Source organism: uncultured Rossellomorea sp. (assembly GCF_947488365.1).
GTDB lineage: Bacteria > Bacillota > Bacilli > Bacillales > Bacillaceae_B > Rossellomorea.
This window is the reverse complement of the sequence record NZ_CANKZT010000003.1, coordinates 456,581-476,745: the sequence shown is the minus strand read 5'-3', so window position 1 is coordinate 476,745 and position 20,165 is coordinate 456,581. Positions and strand designations below refer to the sequence as shown.

The 20,165-nt window shown below is 44.0% G+C and carries 22 protein-coding genes and 2 pseudogenes; 7 read left to right on the top strand and 17 right to left on the bottom strand.

Annotation, left to right across the window (positions count from 1 at the left end):
- Window positions 1–7 precede the first annotated feature (7 nt).
- From tatC to Q1B03_RS13595, 3 genes are read left to right on the top strand one after another with little or no spacing between them, the layout of a single operon-like run.
- On the top strand, window positions 8–772 hold the full coding sequence (gene tatC / locus Q1B03_RS13605) for a twin-arginine translocase subunit TatC (protein WP_299742013.1): 765 nt from the start codon (window positions 8–10) through the stop codon (window positions 770–772).
- Window positions 769–2,202, top strand: coding sequence for an alkaline phosphatase PhoX (locus Q1B03_RS13600; protein WP_299742010.1), 1,434 nt, complete (start codon window positions 769–771; stop codon window positions 2,200–2,202). Before tatC ends, Q1B03_RS13600 begins: the two co-directional genes overlap by 4 nt.
- 20 nt (window positions 2,203–2,222) lie before the next feature.
- Window positions 2,223–2,456, top strand: a complete 234-nt coding sequence (locus Q1B03_RS13595; protein WP_044338674.1) for a twin-arginine translocase TatA/TatE family subunit — start codon at window positions 2,223–2,225, stop codon at window positions 2,454–2,456.
- Between the two features lie 70 nt (window positions 2,457–2,526).
- On the opposite strand, the gene Q1B03_RS13590 is transcribed toward Q1B03_RS13595, so the two are convergent.
- Window positions 2,527–2,763: a hypothetical protein gene (locus Q1B03_RS13590; RefSeq protein WP_299742005.1), complete on the bottom strand. Its 237-nt coding sequence runs from the start codon at window positions 2,761–2,763 to the stop codon at window positions 2,527–2,529.
- Between the two features lie 280 nt (window positions 2,764–3,043).
- Between Q1B03_RS13590 and Q1B03_RS13585 the strand changes: the two genes are divergently transcribed.
- Together Q1B03_RS13585 and Q1B03_RS13580 are read left to right on the top strand one after the other, a co-directional pair.
- Window positions 3,044–4,234 carry a processed acidic surface protein gene (locus Q1B03_RS13585; protein WP_299742003.1) on the top strand — a complete coding sequence of 397 codons (1,191 nt, stop codon included), beginning with the start codon at window positions 3,044–3,046 and terminating at the stop codon, window positions 4,232–4,234.
- The gene (locus Q1B03_RS13580; protein WP_299742000.1) at window positions 4,231–4,878 is read left to right on the top strand and encodes a class D sortase; all 648 of its coding nucleotides are present in this window, start codon (window positions 4,231–4,233) and stop codon (window positions 4,876–4,878) included. Before Q1B03_RS13585 ends, Q1B03_RS13580 begins: the two co-directional genes overlap by 4 nt.
- Before the next feature lie 105 nt (window positions 4,879–4,983).
- Here the strand turns inward: Q1B03_RS13580 and Q1B03_RS13575 are convergent, their stop codons facing one another.
- From Q1B03_RS13575 to Q1B03_RS13535, 9 genes and pseudogenes are all read right to left on the bottom strand, one after another.
- The gene (locus Q1B03_RS13575; protein WP_299741998.1) at window positions 4,984–5,256 is read right to left on the bottom strand and encodes a hypothetical protein; all 273 of its coding nucleotides are present in this window, start codon (window positions 5,254–5,256) and stop codon (window positions 4,984–4,986) included.
- Window positions 5,257–5,308: 52 nt separating this feature from the next.
- Window positions 5,309–5,461, bottom strand: a complete 153-nt coding sequence (locus Q1B03_RS13570; protein WP_299741995.1) for a DUF3949 domain-containing protein — start codon at window positions 5,459–5,461, stop codon at window positions 5,309–5,311.
- Window positions 5,462–5,740: 279 nt separating this feature from the next.
- A pseudogene (locus Q1B03_RS13565) lies at window positions 5,741–5,968 on the bottom strand (DAK2 domain-containing protein); the annotation flags it as partial.
- A gap of 239 nt (window positions 5,969–6,207) precedes the next feature.
- Entirely contained in the window at window positions 6,208–6,477 is a 270-nt protein-coding gene (locus Q1B03_RS13560; RefSeq protein WP_299741992.1) for a hypothetical protein, read from the bottom strand.
- Between the two features lie 153 nt (window positions 6,478–6,630).
- A complete protein-coding gene (locus Q1B03_RS13555; protein ID WP_299741989.1) occupies window positions 6,631–7,263 on the bottom strand; it encodes a hypothetical protein in 633 nt (210 codons plus the stop codon).
- Between the two features lie 281 nt (window positions 7,264–7,544).
- The gene (locus Q1B03_RS13550; RefSeq protein ID WP_299741986.1) at window positions 7,545–8,153 is read right to left on the bottom strand and encodes a hypothetical protein; all 609 of its coding nucleotides are present in this window, start codon (window positions 8,151–8,153) and stop codon (window positions 7,545–7,547) included.
- 13 nt (window positions 8,154–8,166) lie between these two features.
- Window positions 8,167–9,996, bottom strand: coding sequence for a T7SS effector LXG polymorphic toxin (locus tag Q1B03_RS13545; RefSeq protein ID WP_299741983.1), 1,830 nt, complete (start codon window positions 9,994–9,996; stop codon window positions 8,167–8,169).
- A 20-nt stretch (window positions 9,997–10,016) separates the two neighbouring features.
- On the bottom strand, window positions 10,017–10,316 hold the full coding sequence (locus tag Q1B03_RS13540; RefSeq protein ID WP_299741980.1) for a DUF5344 family protein: 300 nt from the start codon (window positions 10,314–10,316) through the stop codon (window positions 10,017–10,019).
- Entirely contained in the window at window positions 10,317–10,745 is a 429-nt protein-coding gene (locus Q1B03_RS13535; protein ID WP_299741977.1) for a DUF5082 family protein, read from the bottom strand.
- Between the two features lie 378 nt (window positions 10,746–11,123).
- Between Q1B03_RS13535 and Q1B03_RS13530 the strand changes: the two genes are divergently transcribed.
- Window positions 11,124–11,729 (top strand): hypothetical protein, encoded by a 606-nt coding sequence (locus Q1B03_RS13530; protein ID WP_299741974.1) that lies wholly within the window; start codon window positions 11,124–11,126, stop codon window positions 11,727–11,729.
- Window positions 11,730–12,222: 493 nt separating this feature from the next.
- Here the strand turns inward: Q1B03_RS13530 and Q1B03_RS13525 are convergent.
- From Q1B03_RS13525 to Q1B03_RS13495, 7 genes and pseudogenes are all read right to left on the bottom strand, one after another.
- Window positions 12,223–12,336, bottom strand: a pseudogene (locus Q1B03_RS13525) (DinB family protein); the annotation flags it as partial.
- Between the two features lie 143 nt (window positions 12,337–12,479).
- Window positions 12,480–13,832: an aspartate aminotransferase family protein gene (locus tag Q1B03_RS13520; RefSeq protein ID WP_299741971.1), complete on the bottom strand. Its 1,353-nt coding sequence runs from the start codon at window positions 13,830–13,832 to the stop codon at window positions 12,480–12,482.
- Window positions 13,807–14,637 (bottom strand): phosphonoacetaldehyde hydrolase, encoded by an 831-nt coding sequence (phnX, locus tag Q1B03_RS13515; RefSeq protein ID WP_299741968.1) that lies wholly within the window; start codon window positions 14,635–14,637, stop codon window positions 13,807–13,809. The genes Q1B03_RS13520 and phnX overlap by 26 nt, the downstream gene beginning before the upstream one ends.
- The gene (gene phnW, locus Q1B03_RS13510) at window positions 14,634–15,728 is read right to left on the bottom strand and encodes a 2-aminoethylphosphonate--pyruvate transaminase (RefSeq protein WP_299741965.1); all 1,095 of its coding nucleotides are present in this window, start codon (window positions 15,726–15,728) and stop codon (window positions 14,634–14,636) included. The genes phnX and phnW overlap by 4 nt, the downstream gene beginning before the upstream one ends.
- Window positions 15,729–15,741: 13 nt before the next feature.
- On the bottom strand, window positions 15,742–16,734 hold the full coding sequence (locus Q1B03_RS13505; RefSeq protein WP_299741963.1) for an extracellular solute-binding protein: 993 nt from the start codon (window positions 16,732–16,734) through the stop codon (window positions 15,742–15,744).
- Between the two features lie 69 nt (window positions 16,735–16,803).
- Window positions 16,804–18,426: an ABC transporter permease subunit gene (locus tag Q1B03_RS13500; RefSeq protein WP_299741960.1), complete on the bottom strand. Its 1,623-nt coding sequence runs from the start codon at window positions 18,424–18,426 to the stop codon at window positions 16,804–16,806.
- Complete coding sequence (locus tag Q1B03_RS13495; RefSeq protein ID WP_299741958.1) at window positions 18,419–19,171, bottom strand: ABC transporter ATP-binding protein; 753 nt, start codon at window positions 19,169–19,171, stop codon at window positions 18,419–18,421. Before Q1B03_RS13495 ends, Q1B03_RS13500 begins: the two co-directional genes overlap by 8 nt.
- Before the next feature lie 208 nt (window positions 19,172–19,379).
- Here Q1B03_RS13495 and Q1B03_RS13490 point away from each other — a divergent pair, with 208 nt between their 5' ends.
- Window positions 19,380–20,153: a DeoR/GlpR family DNA-binding transcription regulator gene (locus Q1B03_RS13490; RefSeq protein ID WP_366141293.1), complete on the top strand. Its 774-nt coding sequence runs from the start codon at window positions 19,380–19,382 to the stop codon at window positions 20,151–20,153.
- Window positions 20,154–20,165 lie beyond the last annotated feature (12 nt).

Here is a 20,165-nt window from a genome sequence, read left to right as displayed (position 1 = left end):
TGATGCCATGAAAGATCGCAACCAGCAGCTGATCGGACATTTGGAAGAGCTCAGGAGCCGGGCCATTAAAACCGTGCTCGCTTTCATTGGTTTCCTGATCGTGGGGATGGCTTTTATGAAACCGATCTACGGGTGGCTGATCAGGGATTTAGACATGAAGCTTGCGATTCTCGGACCGAGTGAGATTCTTTGGGTGTACGTGATGATTGCCGCCGTCTTCTCACTGGCTGCAACCATTCCTGTCGCTGCCTACCAAATCTGGCGGTTTGTCTCACCAGGCCTGAGCCCGACAGAACGAAAAGTCACGTTACGCTTCATACCCGCCCTGTTCTTTTTGTTTATTTCCGGCATTGGGTTCGGTTACTTTTTACTTTTTCCCATCGTCCTGAATTTTTTGACCACCCTGTCAGCCGGCCAATTTGAAACGATGTTCACGGCGGAAAAATACTTCCGCTTTATGCTGCACCTTACTTTACCTTTTGGATTGTTATTTGAAATGCCTTTAGTGATTGTCTTTCTGACGGTACTTGGCATTTTGGACCCGGCCAAATTGAAGAAATCAAGAAGAATAGCCTATTTTTTGCTGATTGTCATTTCCGTGCTGATTACGCCGCCAGATTTCCTGTCGGATGTACTCGTCATCCTGCCGCTTCTCCTTTTATATGAAGTCAGCATTACTTGTTCAACGATTGCGTATAAGAAACGCGCTTCTCAATCGACGGAGTCACATGCAGGTCAAGAAAATTTAGTTCTAAGGAGTGAAAAGACGTGAATAAACACGATATGAACAGAAGAGACTTTCTGAAAGCAAGCGGGATCAGCACAGCTGCCCTTGCCCTCGGCAGCACTGGATTGATGTCTTTCGGTGGAAATAAAGCATTTGCCGGCACATCCCAAAACAGGAAAACGACCGGCGGCTATGGTCCCCTTGTCAAGGACCCTGGCGGAGTGATGGACCTTCCCCGCGGTTTCCAATACCGGATCATTTCAGAGGAAGGAAATTCACTATCGGATGGCAGACCCGTCCCTGCCAAGTTCGACGGGATGGCCGCCTATAGTGGCCCCCATAATTCCACCATCCTCGTGAGGAACCATGAGTTGAGCGGAAACAGCAAATACCCCGTGATCGGGAAAAATCCATACCGTCGTGAAGAATCTGGCGGGACCACTTCCTTGGTCGTCGGCCCTGACCGCCAAGTCATGAAGGAATATGTCTCTTCCTCCGGTACCATCCGTAACTGCGCAGGCGGAGCGACTCCATGGGGCACATGGCTCACATGTGAAGAAACGCTGGAAGAAGGTCATGGCTATGTGTTCGAAGTGGATCCAAACAACCCAGAAAACAACATCTCGAAAACCCCGATCCGCGACATGGGTGCCTTTTCCCATGAAGCCACGGCCATTGACCCGGCAACAGGGATCGTCTATTTAACCGAAGACGCCGGGCCGAGTTATTTATATCGCTTCCTTCCGAACGACCGCAGTCAAAAGGTCGGCGCCCTGCAAAAAGGCGGCAAGCTTCAAGCGGCAGCCATCGAAGAAATGAGCAAGGATGAAACCAGCTCGTTCCGTACAGGTCAGAAATTCGGTATTGTATGGAAGGATGTCGATCCAGAGAAACCGACCCTTGATGCAAGCAGACAAGGATGCATTGCCTTCAGCCGTCTGGAGGGGGCTTATTTCGAAGGCGGCGTGTTTTGGTTTGACGATACATCCGCAGGGGATAAAGATCTGGGCCGTGTGTACCGCTATATCCCGGCCACCAACACACTGGAGCTATTCTATGAATCCACTGCGCAGAATGATCTGGAAATGCCTGATAATATCTGCATCACTCCATGGGGAGACCTGTGGATCGCGGAAGACGGGGACGGTGTCGATCGTATTATCGGAATGACACCAGAAGGCGAAACGTACGTGTTCGCAGAGAACAAAGTGAACAATTCAGAACTTGCAGGACCAACGTTCTCGACAGACGGCCGAACCTTCTTCATCAATATTCAATCACCCGGGATGACCTTCGCGATCTGGGGACCATTCGCCAGAAAAAATGCATCCCGCAGAAGGCTCATGGGCCATGCTGCACCACCCGCTGCCTACGCACCGAAAATTTCAGACACACTATCGGCCTTTGCCGAAGTCCAGGGAATGTCAGACCTGGAAGCAGCTGCGTTCGCACGACACGGCATGCCCATACTATAAACCCAACAGGAGGCTGAATTATGCTAACCAATATCGGAATCCCAGGATTAATCCTTGTACTTGTCATCGCGTTGATCATCTTTGGACCTTCCAAACTCCCAGAAATCGGACGTGCTTTCGGAAGCACATTAAAAGAATTCAAAAGTGCTACCAGCGACCTTATGAATGGAAACGATCAAGAGAAGAGTAGCTCTGCAGACGAAGGTCAACGACTGAAAGCTGTGGAGAAGGACAAACAACAGACAGGCAGCTGATATTTATCATTAAAAAGCGTCCAGGGTTATTTACTCTGGACGTTTTTTTGATGATGGAAATCCCTTTCTCTTACCTTTGATCGTTCTCCTCTTTTTCTCTCAAATAGTCTTTATATGCCTCTTTTGCTTTATCAGCTCTCGGTAGATCATTTACTAGTCTTCTATGTATGTCATTCAACAGATAGAGACCCCTGAACATGCAACCTGCCATGATGCCGAAAGCAAGAATACCGCCTACCCAAGGTCCCGATATAAATAATACCAAACCTAGTATACTTGCTAAAAAAATTGATAGTATCAAGTACAAACCAGTAAATCCCCTTTTCATCTATTAATTTGTCCCACATTAAAACGAACGAGGAACAGTATCAGTTCTACAATACTGACATGCCTGCCTTATTATGTCAAAAACTTGACAGCCATTCGAATTTTTCCAGAAAGCATGGGGATCGGTTTGATGATTCCTCTACATGCAAAAATTCACGATAACCGCCCCGTTACACCTAGAAAAAAATACCTATATCTAATTAGAACCCCAAGAATTATACTATTCTAGAATTATATAGAGAAACCTAGGGGGACAAGGAATGAAGAAGTTTTTTTCTATACTTATGGCTCTTGTCATCGGCTTTGGCGTCTTACCTGTTATGACTTTTGCCATTGAGCCGAATGAACCAGAGTTCGAAATGTTTTTAAAGGGTATTGGCTGGAAGAAGCAAGACTATATCGATTATCTTGAAAGGAAAGAATGGTACTTAGAAGATGTTGAGTCGATTGATGATCTTGGTACCCCTCTTTCGGAAGAATCTGTTGGGCTTGTGTTAGAAGAATTTGACCTAAGCCGTGAAGAGTTAAATGAACTTCTTGTTGAGTTTGGTGACATAGAAGAAGGACAAGATGTATTAGAAGGAACGTGGATCATTTTTTCTGAAGATCTTCATGAATACGTCGACTTCTACTTAAACGGTTGGGAAGGTACTCCAATTGACAAAGAAAATCTTCAGAAGCTTTTGACTGATTATGGTTTTGATTCAAAAGATGCACTGGAGAAGCTATTAAATGAAAACGATGATTCGATCAAAAACTATGAATATATTGAAGATCTTGAGCTTGCCGTTGACTTCTATGTGAACGGGGATGACACTTCAGACGAACTATTTGATCTGTTCGCAGAGATTGGACTGACGGATGAGGAATTTGAGAAACTGTTTACTCATCTTGAAACACTTGATTTCGAAAATCCTGCTTTAATCGATCAGATGATTGAGTTAAGTGAACGAATGATGGCATTTGAAAATTTTGAAACGGCGGAAGAACTGTCAGCTGAACAAACGGCAGAACTATTTGATATTTTGAATGACATGCTTGATCTATTTGAATTGAAGACGAATTATTATCTTGTAAAAGACGGTGAAAAACACCCCGTATCATTTGAATCTTTACTTACAATGGATACAACAAATGGGTATGATCTCTTGATCGAACTATACAACCATCAAGGAGCGTTTCTTGCCGATATCTTATTGACCGCTGACATGTTTGACTCTGGACTTATCCAGGAAACGGGTAAAGACATGATGCAGGCAGAGGAAATCGTGACAGAAAATCCAAAAGCATTAGAAAGCAAGACAGCAAAACCTCTGGCGAAAACCGTCAAAGGCGGAGAGCTTCCAACGACAGCATCCAACTATGCCGGAAAAGCATTCGCCGGGATTGCCTTTGTATTAGCCGGTATCTTCTTATTCCGTCGCATCGGGGATAAAGGAATCAACCAATGAGAAAATACAACATGAGAAGAAGCAATCGCTTGCTTCTTCTTTCCCTATCTGTCTTGTTGATGGTATTCGGTCTATGGTTTGGAGGGACGAATGCCTACGCCTATCTGAAAGGGTATTGGCTCTCTCAAACGGGTCAAGTAGACGCCGCGGACTATAAAGCAGAGCCGGATGTAAAGGAACAGCATAAAGAACAAAAGCCCCTTTACTCTAAACGTCCCGAAAAAGGTGAAAATATAGGTGAACTCATTATTCCAAAGTTGGAGGCAAAGCTGCCCATCTTTCATGGAACAGATGAAGATGAACTGGAAAAAGGAGTGGGCCATTTCGCCGGAAGTGTCTTGCCTGGTGAAAAGGACAATTCCATTCTGTCAGGGCATCGGGACACAGTCTTTCGTAAGCTTGGTGAAGTTAGAGTAGGCGATCTGCTTATCGTACAAACAACTGCGGGGGAATTTACGTATAAAGTAAAGAAAGTACGCATTGTGGACAAGGACGATCCAACCGTCATCGTACCAAAACCCAACGCAACATTGACCGTTTCTACATGCTATCCTTTTCACTTTATTGGGGCATCGCCTGAACGTTATATCCTTGTGGCAGATTTAATTGCTTCAAAGGAAAAGGGCTCTGAAAAATCTCTATAAGCAGGTCCGGAAAACAGATGTTTTTCTGGTCTTGCTTTATTTAATAAGGCAGCATGGGGATCGTTCCCATGCTTTCGATCTAGTAGTATATATAATCTTCTTCTTTTATAAAAAATAGGCAGAAGATACATAAGCGACAACAATAGAAAGGCTTACGTATAAGGAAAACATTATAATCTTTTTATCCGTGATTTTTTTGATAGCTAGAGTTAATAATAGTAGGATTAGAAGGGCAGGGCCTGCAATATTCACATAATAGGCGAATTCAGTCTCATGTCCATATTTTATGAAGTAAAAGGCTTGAAACCCTGCCCAAAATAATAACAAACTACCTATTAGGTTTTCTACCATGCTTATTTTCTCCATTTTCCCTTTCATTGAAATACCTCCTTGATAGGTTAAGAAAGCCAGGGCAAAAGAATCCCTTTACCTACTTCCGATCCCCACCATGCCTCACCCTATACAATATCGGAGCAAAAAGATTAGCCAAAAAGAATAACGGGTTCCCCTGCATATTCCCATGAAGGCTCAGTTCACCAGCATTCATGGCATCATACATATCTCCCTGTTTCTTTCCTTTCAATCGGTTCTTCTCCTCTTCAGCTTTTAAAGTGATCAAGAAGCGATATTGCATAGGTTAGATCAATAGGGAAAATCAACACTTATAAACCGAAAATGGCTAGAAAGATATGCAATTCCATTCTGACCGCCTCCTCGAGTCCACCACTGTTTTTATTCATTATATATGTATACGTTTAGCTAAATTGGAAAGTTTCGTTAATGGAAGCACAGGGACGGTTCTCTCGCTTCCAACCCACAAAATAAAGAAGCAAGAGAGCCGTCCCCTTGCTTCCTCCACTCCTTATTTCAAACTCTCCGCAAGCTCCGTAAAGATAACCCCCAGCGCATAAGCACCGGCATCTGGATGACCGAGGCTTCGTTCACCTACCGTACCGGCACGTCCCATCCGGGCAACGATATCTTTGGTTTTCTCTGCTCCCTCAACAGCGGCCGCTACTCCTTTTTCAAACGCGGTCTTGAAGTCATCGCCGTCTGAGGCACTTTGTGACCAGGAGTCCGCACATGGAATCCATGAGGCTGCACTCGTTGCCATAGAATCCTGTGAAAGGGTTCTATGGTTATTTTGAAAGGGGAATGGGACAGGGCTCTGTCAATTTCGTCACGGTATCACGGGGACGGTTCTGATGCTTCCACTGAATGTAAAGAGAAGCACGAGATCCGTAATATTGTTCATCTAAAAAAGTTCTTAAGATCTTTTGAATATCAATTAATGATGCTGCACTTTCAATCTCATTACGACCATTAGTATTATGTTTTCTTACTTTCTAACTTGCTTTTCGCAAAAGAATATAAGGCTATTACGGATTTATATTTATCTGAAAATACATCTACATTATATTCTTTTCCTCTAACAACTTCAAAAAGCTCATAATGATTATTTACTTCATTTAGAATTAATTTAACAATAGTTTTAGGATATTCTTCTCCATTTACTGGTGCGACGCAAATTAGATCTTTTTCCTTTTTAACCACTTTAAATTCTGTTTCAATTAAATGATATATACCATTTATGTCCAAATTTCACACACCTCTATACTTATTGCAAAAAAAGCACGAGAACTGTTCCCGTGCTTTTTCTTCCTTTGATGCCTCAAGTGTTTTTAGTTAAGTATTGTAAACTTTTTTCTATTCATCTAAATACTACTTTAAATTTTTTATTAATAAAGATTTTTAAGTTAAGAATACACTAATGTCTTCATCGGTAATATTATCTCCCTCCCCATGTTCTATCAGTAGATCTTTAACTTCTTTATTAAATATATAAAACAGAAATAGTTTCTTAAAAGCAAAGAAAAGTGCTCTTTTCTTACTGATAGGTAAGGTGGAGCTGATAGTCTTCCCATCTTCACCTCTATACTTAACTATAAATTTATCATCTTCTGCATCTACTATTATTCTGTTAGTTTTTAAGATGGTGTCATTTAAAGAAAACAGAGTTGGGGGGATCCCTATTAGATATATGGCTTCATGAAACTTTCTTTCATTAAATTCCGGACCACCAATATCAAATTCCTGATGTTCCATCATAAACGGACGGATTCTTTTATCAAAGTAGAAGGCAGATAACCTATTCATTAAAAAATACATTGCTGCCTCTTCTTCTGATTTGAACAGTTTTATCACTTTTTCACTAGGGACTTCTTGTCTTTCAACCAACAATAAGCCGAATTCCCACTCTTCCCCTACTTTTTTTAGGTAGTGATAGTTTTCATAAGGAGGATTTATTTCAACTAACTTGTCAGGTTCTATTGTTATCTGCTTTCCTGCCTTATTCATGATTTTTGCTGCAATGCTAATGTTCATCTTTTCACCTCACTGACTAATTTCACGGATATAGCTGAGTAGTGCTGCTAGGCCCAAAGCGGTTTAACCAATTTCCCTTTGAAAATAGACAGCGTCAGGGTTCAGAGCATCGTTAAAGAGGTCTATGCCTTAAGAGGCATGGGATGGTTCTGATGCTTCCTATCAATTTAAAAAGAAGCACGAGATCAGTCCCTGTGCTTCTTAGTTCTATATTAAGTAATTAATGGTACCGCCCTGTGATTTCCAGTCCCGTCGTCCCCCTAAATATATATTTGCATTCTTTATCCTAAAAGATATAAGACTTTTAGAGTTTCTATAAAATCAGGATCATTTTTCACTTCAGTCTTATTAATAGAATCATAAAAATGTCTTAATTTAAAAGAAAAATTGTATAGAACAATCGCTGCACTATTCAAGTTTCTAGATTCAGCTATATAAATCTTAGAGTCATTTTTACCCAAGAATAAAACATTATACTTATCCTTTGTGCTTTTTTCTAAAATGATCTTATTAGGCTTAAGGTTAAAAAACGAATAATATTGTTCATCTGAAAAAGTTCTTAAGATCTTTTGAATATCATTTAATGATGCTGCACTTTCAATCTCATTTCGACCATTAGCATTATGTTTCCTTACTTCTAACTTGCTTTTTGAAAAAAAATATAAGGCTATTACGGATTTAAATTTATCTGAAAATACATCTACTTTGTATTCTTTTCCTCTAACAACTTCAAAAAGCTCATAATGATTATTCACTTCATTTAGAGTTAATTTAACAATAGTTTCAGGATATTCTTCTCCATTTAGTGGTGCGACGCAAATAAGTTCTTTTTCCTTTTTGACCACTTTAAATTCTGTTTCAATTAAATGATATATACCATCTAGGTCCATATTTTACACTCCTTTATGGGTTTGTTTGTTTAATAAAGCCAAGCTCTATTAGTTCTTCTATAGAGTAAGGTCGACCATTAGATTTATATTTAATGATTTGCGTTCCTCCACCTGGCTGATCGAACCAAGGAGCAATCTCCCCTATTGTTACTTCAAAATCATCAATAACCTCATAAACATAATAAGGTGCTTTTTCACTATGCGGAGCTAAGGCTCTACTTGGAAATGAATCGCTTTCAGGAGCTAAAAAGGAACCGGATGGATTCCCGTATCTATCCAAAACCGTTCCATAGTGTAATATATCTGCTCTTTGAGTTCCCATAACAAATCCATCATTAGGAGGCCAATGTATTTCTCCTGTATTTTGGTCATAATATTCTGGATTCTTATATACATCTTCATATTTCTTAAATAATTCTTTGCTAGGTGGATAATCCCATTTCTTCATATTTTCAGGGATTTTCACATCATCTACATGTTTGCCTACCTCACTAGCATCCTTATCAACTTTAGCCGTATCTTTAGTACCAACCCTATCACCAGTACCTATCTCTCTCTCATTAACCGCCTTATCAACAGAAAGCCGACTCCACCCAGGCTCTCCACCAACCAACATCCCATTATCAGCAACCATCATTGGCCGGTTATAAAGATCATCAATCCTCAACCGGATCTGATCCCATCTATGATTCAATGAAACTTTCGGAACTGTCTTAGGTGCTGGAGTTGATATGTTCGTGCCACCTTTGGCTTTTAACCCAGGTTTGGCACCGCCGACAAGAAGTGCTGCCAGTCCGAAGCTGTTCAACCAGTGTTCTTTAGAGTAAGTGTCATCTGGGTTTACAGCTCCATTGAAAAGATCCATTCCACCCATCGTCAGGTAGTTGATAAAGTCAGAGCCTGAGTCGGTTGCTACTTCAGCACGTTCCTTCAGACCACTCGTGAAGCCCTTGCCTACATCCAGTCCGCCTGCCGTAATGTAGTTTCCAAAATCATAGACGGAGTCAAATTTGTCTTCATTTCTCTTCTCCATCCCAGCCCAGAGATCCTGTCCGATTTCTTTAAAACTGTTGAGGGATTCGGTGATGGGGTTTTCGTTGATTTCCTCTTCCGGGATTGGTTTAGGTTCTCTTGCCTGTTCTTGTGATTCCTTGAATTTCAAGTAAGAGTCCGACTGGGCTGTGATGTCGTCTGTCAACTTATAGGCATCACTGGAGTAATAGGCTGCCGCGTTGAAATAGAGCGGTGAGATGTGACTCCCTTGCCTGGATGATTCCATTAATTCCCTCATCAGCCCTGAGAGTATCTGTTCGCTGACCTCTAAATGTTGATATTCCCTTTTTAATTCTTCATCAAATCGATTGACGGAGTCAAGTGTATCTTCTCGCTGCCTCCTTGCTTCTTCCATATGGGTATCGAATCGATCCCGTGAAAAGACATTCAGCGGTTGGATGTCGCTTATGCGATTGAGGATTCTTTGGAGTTCCTGCTGCTGTGCAGCGATCATTTCACCCGAACGTCGCTCGCTTTGATGAAGATCTTCCTCCAAGAATGGAAGTTCCACCGTTTCCCTGCCAAGGTTTCGCCCTTCTGCGTCACCCTGAATGCCATTGAAAAAAGCGATGTTACTTTCAGCAAGTTGAATCCAAATCTCAACGACATTGATTTGAGCGCCGTAGAAGCCTTTAATGGCATCGGCACCCTTTCCCTGGAATTCATCGTCAAGTTCCACAATGGCTTGAAAAGAACTTTTTAATGTAAGAAGTTGGTCTCTTAATGTCTCGTATTCATGTCGACGTGATGACATTGCGTCGAGTAAAGTGGGGGCTTCATATACTTTCAATGGTCGCGTCTGCCTTTCTATCAGGATCTTGTTATGGCTTCATCCTGTTGTTTTAAAGCTTCTACATTTACTTTTGTATCTTCAATATTCTTTTCCACTGTGGCGATATATTCCTTCAATAACAGTTGAATGTTCTGTTCGCGCTGAATCCATGCATCCGTATAATTCAGCTTGTTCCGTCCCAACTGCTCCTGTGCGGGTGCCTTTAGCTGAAGCCGTTCCAGTGAGTTGAGCGCTTCATTCAGTTTCGCCATGACCTCACTGTGGTTGAGCTTTATTTGCTGCGTTGATCCGCCTCCAGATCCCGAGTTCACATTCATCTAAAATAACCTCCCTTTCAAGTCACTGAGTTTATGGGAGACCTGCTCATAAAAATCTTCACCTTTGGAAAGTAAATATTCTGCGTCATTGGCCAGATTGCCGTAGAAGCTAATAATCCCTTGCTGCGCTTCCAAGGAATGAATCTTTGATTCTATGGAGCTGACGTATTCGTCATAGTTTTCATGTCCTATTTGCCTCATCGCCTGAAGGGCAGAATCCCGTTCCGCATGATAATCTTCCGACCTCGGACCCATCCAATTTTTATGTAATTCCGGCTGCTGGATTTGCTTAATTTCATTTAATAGTTGACTTTGTTCATTCAGAATGGCGTTCTTTGCATCCCTCAATCGCGAAATCTTTTCCTGAATATCGCTCGATCGGGAATGAATCACACTTTGAATGTCATTCAATTCATTGTAGAGTCCCATGCTGGCATCTCCCTTACAGATTATTCCGCTAATGATATAGTACCACCCTTATCTTCATCATTCTATTTAGAAATGGAGGGATGACAAAAAAAGGAATTTTATCATCGTTCTTTTATACCACGATTGTCAATGAACAAAACCTTTCAAAATACTATACGTGACTTTAGAACTATTCCAAAGAAGAAGGGAGAGCTTTCTTGTCCCAGCACCATTTTATCCCGCTGCATTTTAACGCATTCCATGTCACCCCAGTTCCCATATATTAAATGATTTTTAAAATAGAACCCTCCCCCTTACCAAAAATTCAAAAGGGTAACCCATTACACTAAAACTATCAGGAAATGTTTTACATTCAATTTCAAGAGGAGGAATTTTTTCATGAAGAAGATTTTGTGTTTACTATTCGCTAGTGCACTGACCCTCATGCTTGCAGGCTGCGGAGGTGATGCAGCTGTGGAGGAACTGGATAAAAATGATACAGAAAAAGCCGAGGCCAAGACGACAAGTGAACCAGCTAAGGAAGAAAATCCTGAGGAAACAGCACAGGAAAACGATATTTGGACGTATTACAATGATGCAACCTGGTCGGATGATTACAATGGATTGAAGATGGAAATCCAGAAAGCAGTTGTGACGGATAAAGCTCCTACGATGGAAGATGAAAACGCAGAGACGTCAGCAGTGGGAGTGAAATTCAAAATGGAAAATACAACGGACGGCAAGTTCACGTTTTACCCGGACCAGGCCGTCCTCGTCACTAGCACCGGGGAACAAATTGATATGCCCGATATGTGGGTCTCAGATAGCATCGGCGGAGAGATCGACAAAGGGGTCATCAAGGAAGGGAATATCATCTGGTACCTTGAAAGAGGCCACGCAGAAGATATCGAGTGGATCAAGTTGGAGTTCTCGGGGCATCAGGGAGCGGAGGATGATTTCGAGGCTGAGATGAAGGAATATGAGATTGAGCTGCAGTTGAAGTAAGATGCACAGGGACGGTCCTTCTGCTTCCTTTTCATAAAAACCGTCCCCTTGCTTCCCACCTATAGGTTCAAAAGAAGACGCACGTATCAATTGAGAGATATGGTCAAACACCACAGCTGATAAATAGTCGGAAAAATTCCGCTTAATTCATAATGACTATTGAAAAAGACTGAAATAGACGGAAAGATTCCGCCTATTTAATCAAAAAACACAAAAATAGGTAATTTCTCTATACATAAGCGGAAAACTTCCGCTTATGTACCACCAAAACAAGTTCCATTCTGAATGTAACCGGAAAAATTCCGCTTATTTCACTTCCCCCCCTGGTTCTTCCATAAAGGGGAATACATCTTATTTGAAAGATTACGATGAGCCGTATCCATAATTGTATTTCTATATAAAGAAACTCGCCACATTCACTTCGGCGAGTTCTACTTGTTAATATACCAACAATGATGCTACTACAATTGTCATTTCGGCACATCATGGCCGCCCCATCGCCTTCATGACATTCCAGGCGTCCTTTTGACAAACCAGTCAAGAACGTTTCCAGTGTGACTGGGGTTCTCTCCAATATTTCAATTGCTTCATGTAGTGTAAAGTTTATCCGCTTCCCCCTCTTACCAATCATCATACTTCAATCACTATCCGGGAAGATAGATTTAGTTGTCTCCTCTTCACGTATAAAAAAGCAAAAGAACCGTCCACTTGCTTCCACAAAAAAAGAGCCAAGGGACCTGTCCCCCCGGCTCAAACCAACTCACCCAACGCCTCATCAACCAACCCCACAGCAAACCCCAACTCCTCCTCTGTCACAACAAGCGGAGGATGCCACGTCATACAATTCCCACCCGAAACCTTGAACGACAATCCTCGTTCCAGGCAGTAATACAAGACACGCTCAGCTAAATCAGGGTGTCTCTCCTTCGTTCCCCGGTCCTTCACCAGTTCAATCGAAATCATGAGTCCCGCAATCCGGATGTCTCCGATGCATTCATGCCGCTCAGCAAGCCTGTTCAGCTCATCACGCACAAACGCAGAAAGCCTCTGGCACCGTTCCCCAAGCTTATGATCATCGATATAATCAATCATGGCAAGGATTGCCGCGCTTCCGAGTGCCGGCTTCTCATGTGTATAATGCCCAAGAGAAACATCCCCGGCACAATCGTACTCCGTTTTCGCAAGGACCGCAGCCTGCGGGATGACTCCCCCTCCCAGGCCTTTCCCCAATACAAGCAGGTCCGGTTCCACACCAAACTGCTGATGGACATAAAACGTTCCACTTCGGTAAAGGCCGGTCGGGATTTCATCAAAGATCAAAAGGATGCCATAGTGATCACAGATCCTCCGCAGTCCTTCGAAATAGCTGCGCGGCGGGATATGCGTATCGGTGGCCCGGATCGGCTCCAGCAAGATCGCCCCGATGTCCCCTTCGTTTTCAATCATGTATTCCAGATACCGAAGGCAAAAGGACGCGATCTCTTCAGGATCTTCACTGTTGATGAGATTTCGGTATCCATTATACGGAATGCCTTTCAGTACTCCCGGCATGAGGGGACCCATGTCTTTCTTGAACACATACTCGCCCCCGACGGAAATCGTATCAAGTCCTGCCCCGTGGAACGATTCCCACATGGAAATGACCTTGTGCCGTCCGGTTGCCTTTCGGGCGATTTTAAGAGCGAGGCCAACAGCGGCACTGCCTGAGGGCGTGAACAAAACCCGGTAATCCTTTGATGTTGTTTTGTTCACAAGTGCCTGAGCCGCTCGAATCGTAATGTCGGCTGTAAACCGCCTCGGAATGAACGGCAGCTCCTCTACTTGCTTCTTGACTGCCTCCACAACATACGGGTTTTTGTAGCCGACCTGATGAAGGCTGTTTCCATGAAAGTCCAGATACTTCTTCCCATTCACATCCGTGATATAGCAGCCTTCCGCATCAGCCACCGCCTCGAGGCAGGGAGTCGACATGGATTGTTTTAAAAAGGACCGGTCATCCTCCTGAAGGAATGCGGTACTTCGCTCGGATAATCGCTCATTCCACTGAGAACGCCGGGAACTCTTATTTATATCCCCCTCACGCTTCAATTCGTTCTTGCTCATACGGCCGCTTTCCTTGTTCGATCTTTTCATTGATACGTTCAATCAGCTCCGGCAGCTCCTTCATGGTTTGGATGGTAAAATCAGCGCCGTTCGCATAGAAAACCTGCTCCACTTTGGATCTGGCCTGGTCCTTCTCCGTCTCTGAAAGACTATCAAACTCCTCTTGAGTCAGCCCCATTTCCGAACTTCCTTCGATCACACCCACGGTCCACACTCCTGCATTGACGCCTTCTTTCATATCAGATACCGTATCACCGACTTTGACGACCTTCCACGGTGCCGTCAAATGAAGAGCCTCCATGTTCCGGAAAATCATATAAGGGAACGGTCGGCCAAAGGAGTTTGTGTCGTCCGCCGTGATATAGAAGTCCGGTCGATACCCTTTCTTCTCTGCATGTGGCACGACGATTTCCATCATCGAACCTGTATAGCCCGTGGTGGAACCAATCTTCAGCCCCATCTCCCTGAGGTTTTCCACAGTGTCAATGACATGTGGAATTGGATCCGTATAGTCCGCGAGATTCGTTAAAAGAGTCGTTTCAAAGGTTGAATGAAGAGCTTCTACATCCTCTTCCTGGAACGGCCGACCGTGCACTTCCTCCCACAGGCCGGAAATTCTCGGCATGCTCAGCATCTCCCTGATATGGTCGATCTTCAGCATTCCCATTGGTCGACGCGCTTCCACCATGGTCACCTCGATGCCCGCCTGTTTGAAAATATCCATGAACACCTTGACAGGGGCAAAACATCCATAGTCTACAGTCGTTCCTGCCCAGTCAAAAATCACCGCTTCTAGTCGATTCATTTCGTCTCATCTCCCATATATTTTGTGATAACGTCGCAAAGATTTTCTATATCCTCTTCATAGATTTCACCGATGTTGCCGATTCTAAAGGTATTCACTTCCGTCAGCTTTCCTGGATAAATCACATAGCCTCTTTCTTTTACATACGTGTAGAAGTCTTCGAAATCAAATGCGGCCGTCGGGTATATAAACGATGTGATGATCGGCGACTGAAGCTTGTCTGCAATATAGGATTCAAAGCCGATCCCGTTTAGTTTTTCTCTTAAGATCCGGTTATTCTTTTGGTACCGATCGAATCTCGCGGAAACGCCGCCCTCCTCCAGCAGTTCATCGATCGCTTGTGAAAAGGCTGCAACGACGTGGGTCGGGGACGTGTATCGCCATTTGCCGTCCGCGTCCATGCCTTTCCACTGATCATATAAATCGAGTGACAGACTTCTGCTGTTTCCCGCGCAGGCCATCAGCTTATCGCGTCTCGCAATGATGAAGCCGAAGCCGGGAACGCCCTGGATGCATTTATTCGCCGAGCTGATCAAGTAGTCAATCTCAAGCTCCGGAACGTTGATCGGGATTCCTCCGAAGCTGCTCATGGCATCAATGATAAGGGTTTTCCCATATTGATTGGATACATCAGATATCATCTCTAATGGATTCAGGATCCCGGTCGTCGTTTCACAATGCACCATCACGATATGGGTAATGTCACGGTCTGACTCTAGGATTCTTCTAATCTCTTCTTCCTTCGGGACCTCATCATACTCCACACTGTACTGGCTGAATGGCATGCCAATCGCCTCAGCCATTTTGACAATCCGCTCCCCGTAAGCACCATTGGTGATCAAGAGGGGCTTATCCTCTTCTGAGATGGCGGTCATCATGACGGACTCCACCGCAAATGTCCCGCTTCCCTGCATGAGGACAACCGTGTAGTCTTCATTTGAACATCCGCCCAGTTCAAGCAGCTGATGTCGTATTTTTTGAGTGATCGTCTTATAGTCTTGATCCCACGTGCAGCGGTCAACGAGCATTGTCTCTTTGACCGTGCCCGATGTCGTTAAGGGACCCGGTGTTAACAGCTTATATGCGTTCATAGGTTCCCCCTCCTTATTTAGCAGATTTAAAGAATTCCTGATGTTCTTTCAATAGATCGACGGTCAATGGCTCTGAGAATGTCTTCGAATGAGCCGGTTTATTGCTCTCAGATACGGTTTCCCCTTTATAAAGCGCAACAGGATAGGACTCTATTAACTCTTCTCGTCCGTCTTCAATGATGACCTTCGCCATTTCCTGTGCAAGCTCCGTGGTCGCTTCATCCTTTTCCACAACCGCTACCGATTCAGTTAACGAGAAGTTCCCTTCTGTCGGATCGACATAGTCGATGGGCTCTCCATTTTCCTTGGCTGCCACTGCCTGATGACGCAGTCCGAATCCGACAGCAACCTCTCCTGCCTGCACCTTCTTGATGGGACCGGAGCCTGAGCTTTCAAGATGAGGCCCGACATTCGCAATCAATTGTTGTAGAATGGCTTTCCCTTCTTCTTCACCGTACTCGCTCATGATGGATTGGACGAGAAGCCAGCCTGTAGAAGAATCCATAATGTTCGGGATCGATACAAGATTTTTATATTCCGGCTTCACCAGGTCCTTGATCGACGTTGGCATCTCTAAGCCTTTTTGTTTCAGGATTTCCGTGTTCACGAAAATGGAGCCTGTATTTGATAGAATCGGAGTATAATAAGCTGGAGTCTCCTCCAATGCCTTCGGATCAAATTTCAAATCAGCAAACATGTCATACTTTTTCTGAGCACTTTCAATATAGTAAGAACTCATCGTAATCAAATCAGAATCCGTTTTCTCTCCCTCTACTAAAAGCTTTCCGCCTAATTCAGATGTCCCGAGGGATTGAATGACATATTTCCCTTCATAGCCTGCGCCTTTCAATGCGGTTTCCATCGCTTCCACCGCTTCATCATCGCCATTCGTTGAAATCACCACTTTTTCCTCTTCCCCTGATGCCGAACTGCCGCATGCTGCCAGTGTTGCAACAGATGATACCAGCAATAAATGTAGAAACCCTTTTTTCATTTTGCTTAGCATGTTCATGTCTCCCTTTGAGTAGATTTTTTATTTTCAAGGCTTGCGACCACTGTCTTAGGCCGCCACCTTTCAAAACGTATGAAGTGATGCTCTTTTTTGCCAAAAGCCCAGTAACAGCTTGACGATCAAATTCGTCCCAAAGATGAGCAGGGACAGGACAAAGATTTCGTTGAACTTCGCAAAGTGCTGAAGCTGCTGGATTTTACTCGAAACCAACGACGTTTCTGCCGTGATCAGAAAAATGATTCCACTGATCGTAACCATTGAATTGATAAAATAGTAGCCCGCCATCTCAAGAATGGTCGTGGCTGAGTTCGGAATGATAACCCGGCGCACGGTTTTGAACCAGCTGTCCCCGAGGAGCTCCCCTGTTGTTTCCCAGCCTGGATTCATCTTCGACAGGGAATGCTTTGCCATTAAATACGGGGTCGTGAAAAAGTGAATCAAATTACAGAAGATCAAGATGGCAAAGGTACCTTTGAAGCTCGTCCCATTGAATAAAAGCAGATAAGACAGCCCGAGCACCATCCCGGGAACCGTATTCGTGACCATTGCAATCCCGTCCATAACGGATTTTCCTTTCACGGCTGTCCTTCCATTGATCAGGGCCGCTCCATAGGCGACAATGGTTCCGAAGATCGCCGTCAGTACGGAAACGAAAAGAGAATTCTTATAGACCCCCGTTAAATCACTGGAGCTGAACGTATCGATGATATGCTCCCAGGTAAAGGTATTGTTGAACGGATATTGCTTCAGGAACGGAGCGATGAACATAATCGCAAACGTCGCGACCATCGCGGATAAAATAAGAAAGGCAAGTGATCCAAGGACCGCGTCCCTCCATCGATTCCCCAGCAGCTCCGTGTCCGTCACCTTGTCATAGTGAAAATTCATTTTCTCCAAATAGCGAAGGAGCAGGATTCCCAGGACAGCCGGCAGCAGCATCAGTACGGCTATGACAGCCCCCTGATTGAAATCCGGGATCGAACCGAGCATCACCTGATACAAGAGCGTCGCAACCACCGTATATGTTCCCCCGATGGAAGCAGGAATGCCGAAGTCTGTAAAGCTAAGAATGAACGAAAGGACAAAGGCCCCTCCGAGTGTCCCCCACAGCGGAATGACGATCGTATTCATAAAGCTTCTGATGGTGCTGTCCCCCATCAGCTTCGAGACGATGATGAATTTCTTGTCAATGTACTGAAACGAATTATGAATGACGAGAAACGCCGGCGGCAATGTGTAGATCACATAACCGATCAGCAGCCCGTTAAAGCCATACATATCAAAGAGCGGCGAGCCAAACAGCTTCGAAAACAGCCCCTGATTTCCGAAGGAGTACATAATGGCAAATCCGTATGTAATGGTCGGAAGCAGCATGGGCAGGAGTATCCCCGTTTTCAACACACCCTTGAAGGCTGGATGAATTCTCGTTGCATTGATCGAGTAGGCCATCACAAACGCCAGGACCGTTGTGATCAATGCCGTTACCGCCGATACTTTAAAGCTGTTCCCGATCGCGGTTAAAATCTCCTCATTTGATAAGGCCTCTAGATACGTCAATAACGTAAACCCCTGACCACCTTCAAGGGACTTCATCAGCAAGAACATGAGAGGCAGGACCAAGAAGACTAGAAACAATCCCGATGCAGCGTAAAAGATGACCTTCATTTCCGGTTTCACTTTAATCATGGCTATCACCAAACAGGGCATAAATATTGTTTCGCTTAATTTGCAGCTGCTTCAAAATGAACTCCCGGACGAACTCATCCTGTGGCTGTTGAATAATTTCCTTAGGCGTTCCATACTGGGCGACCTTTCCTTCATTAATAATGAGAATCTTATCGGAAAGCGTCAGTGCTTCCTCGGGATCGTGGGTGACGATGATCGTCGTGAGTCCCAGTTCTTTCGCGATTGACTTGATCCGGTCCTTGATGGACTCCTTGATCACGCCATCCAATGCACTCAGCGGTTCATCGAGTAACAGCACTTTCGGCCTCGTCACCAGTGTCCGTGCAAGGGCGACTCTCTGTTTCTGGCCCCCTGACAGCTCGCCGATCCGTTTTTCCAGATGAGGCTCAAGCTCCAGGAAGTCTATGTATTCCTGCAGTTCTGCATCTAGGAGTTTCACTTTCTGGTTTTTGAGTCCATACACGATATTTTGATACGCGTTCAAATTTGGAAATAACGCATAATCCTGAAAAACGATGTTGAATCCGCGCTTTTTCATCGAGACGTTTGACACGTCCTGTCCGTTGAAAAGGATTCGTCCATCATCCATATTTGTGAGCCCCAGGATGATGTTGAGCAGCGTCGTTTTCCCGCTTCCGCTCGGACCCAGAAGCGAAACGATCTCCCCTTGGTTAATATCAATCGTGATATCCTCTAACACGACTTTTTTATCGAATTGTTTGCGAACTCCATGTAATGTAAGCAAACGCGTCACCTCCTCAATCACACCCTCAGTATAAAAACGTTCTGTAAATAGACGTCACGTTTTGTGTAAAGGTTATGTAAAAGTTGCACATATTTTTAATAACTTCTAACTAACTTATGCATATATTAACAAAGGTGTTTTCATATTTTTACATAATCATCATTGAAAGTTTCCGCCAGTACCCTTACACTACAAGTAACAATACAGAATGGGTGAGGGTATGTTTCCACTGGAAAGACGTCAAAGAATCATGGACTTATTAAAAGAAAAGAAGGTATTAAAACACGCAGAACTTACGGAAGAGTTAGGCATATCCATTGATACACTTAGGAGAGACTTAAACATTCTTTCTGAAAACAGAGAGATCGAAAAGATTTATGGAGGAATCAAATTACTTGAAGATGACTTCGGGGAATCCGCGATGGCTGATCGCATGGTGAGCCGACTTGAAGAAAAGGAAAGCATCGCCCGACGATGCAATGAACAGATCCAAGAGGGAGATTGCATTTACATCGACAGCGGCTCCACGACCTATCAATTGGCGAAAGCCATCAAGAACAGAAAAAACCTGACCGTCGTGACCAATTCACTGCCTGTCATCACAGAGCTCATCAACAGTGAAATCGAGCTCATCATCATCGGCGGCAAGATCAGAAGACACGAAAGCTCCGTCGTCGCCTACGATTATATATTTAATTTTGATGAGCTGAACATTCTGAAAGCCTTTGTTTGCGCGAGCGGAATCACAACCGAGAGGGGCATATCCGATTACAACCTTGAAGAAGCCGTCACCAGGAAGAAAATCATCGAAATCTCGAAAAAAGTCTATGTGGCAGCAGACCACACCAAATTCGGCAAAGAGGTCACCGTCCGGATCGCCCCTCTCCAGAAGGTCGACTATATTGTCACGGATGGAAACATTGGATCTGATTGGATAGAGGAATTTAGCACGTGTAAGACGAAGTTGCTTGTTTCAGAGTGATGACGTTTTAGC

Bases quoted from the DNA above. Each gene is read 5' to 3' on its own strand.
- tatC (WP_299742013.1), top strand. From the start codon at position 8: ATGAAAGATCGCAACCAGCAGCTGATCGGACATTTGGAAGAGCTCAGG.
- Q1B03_RS13555 (WP_299741989.1), bottom strand. From the start codon at position 7,263: ATGAACATTAGCATTGCAGCAAAAATCATGAATAAGGCAGGAAAGCAG.
- Q1B03_RS13575 (WP_299741998.1), bottom strand. From the start codon at position 5,256: ATGAAAGGGAAAATGGAGAAAATAAGCATGGTAGAAAACCTAATAGGT.
- Q1B03_RS13500 (WP_299741960.1), bottom strand. From the start codon at position 18,426: ATGATTAAAGTGAAACCGGAAATGAAGGTCATCTTTTACGCTGCATCG.
- Q1B03_RS13505 (WP_299741963.1), bottom strand. From the start codon at position 16,734: ATGCTAAGCAAAATGAAAAAAGGGTTTCTACATTTATTGCTGGTATCA.
- Q1B03_RS13535 (WP_299741977.1), bottom strand. From the start codon at position 10,745: ATGGGACTCTACAATGAATTGAATGACATTCAAAGTGTGATTCATTCC.
- Q1B03_RS13520 (WP_299741971.1), bottom strand. From the start codon at position 13,832: ATGAGCAAGAACGAATTGAAGCGTGAGGGGGATATAAATAAGAGTTCC.
- Q1B03_RS13490 (WP_366141293.1), top strand. From the start codon at position 19,380: ATGGGTGAGGGTATGTTTCCACTGGAAAGACGTCAAAGAATCATGGAC.
- Q1B03_RS13585 (WP_299742003.1), top strand. From the start codon at position 3,044: ATGAAGAAGTTTTTTTCTATACTTATGGCTCTTGTCATCGGCTTTGGC.
- phnW (WP_299741965.1), bottom strand. From the start codon at position 15,728: ATGAACGCATATAAGCTGTTAACACCGGGTCCCTTAACGACATCGGGC.
- Q1B03_RS13580 (WP_299742000.1), top strand. From the start codon at position 4,231: ATGAGAAAATACAACATGAGAAGAAGCAATCGCTTGCTTCTTCTTTCC.
- Q1B03_RS13595 (WP_044338674.1), top strand. From the start codon at position 2,223: ATGCTAACCAATATCGGAATCCCAGGATTAATCCTTGTACTTGTCATC.
- Q1B03_RS13550 (WP_299741986.1), bottom strand. From the start codon at position 8,153: ATGGACCTAGATGGTATATATCATTTAATTGAAACAGAATTTAAAGTG.
- Q1B03_RS13540 (WP_299741980.1), bottom strand. From the start codon at position 10,316: ATGAATGTGAACTCGGGATCTGGAGGCGGATCAACGCAGCAAATAAAG.
- phnX (WP_299741968.1), bottom strand. From the start codon at position 14,637: ATGAATCGACTAGAAGCGGTGATTTTTGACTGGGCAGGAACGACTGTA.
- Q1B03_RS13530 (WP_299741974.1), top strand. From the start codon at position 11,124: ATGAAGAAGATTTTGTGTTTACTATTCGCTAGTGCACTGACCCTCATG.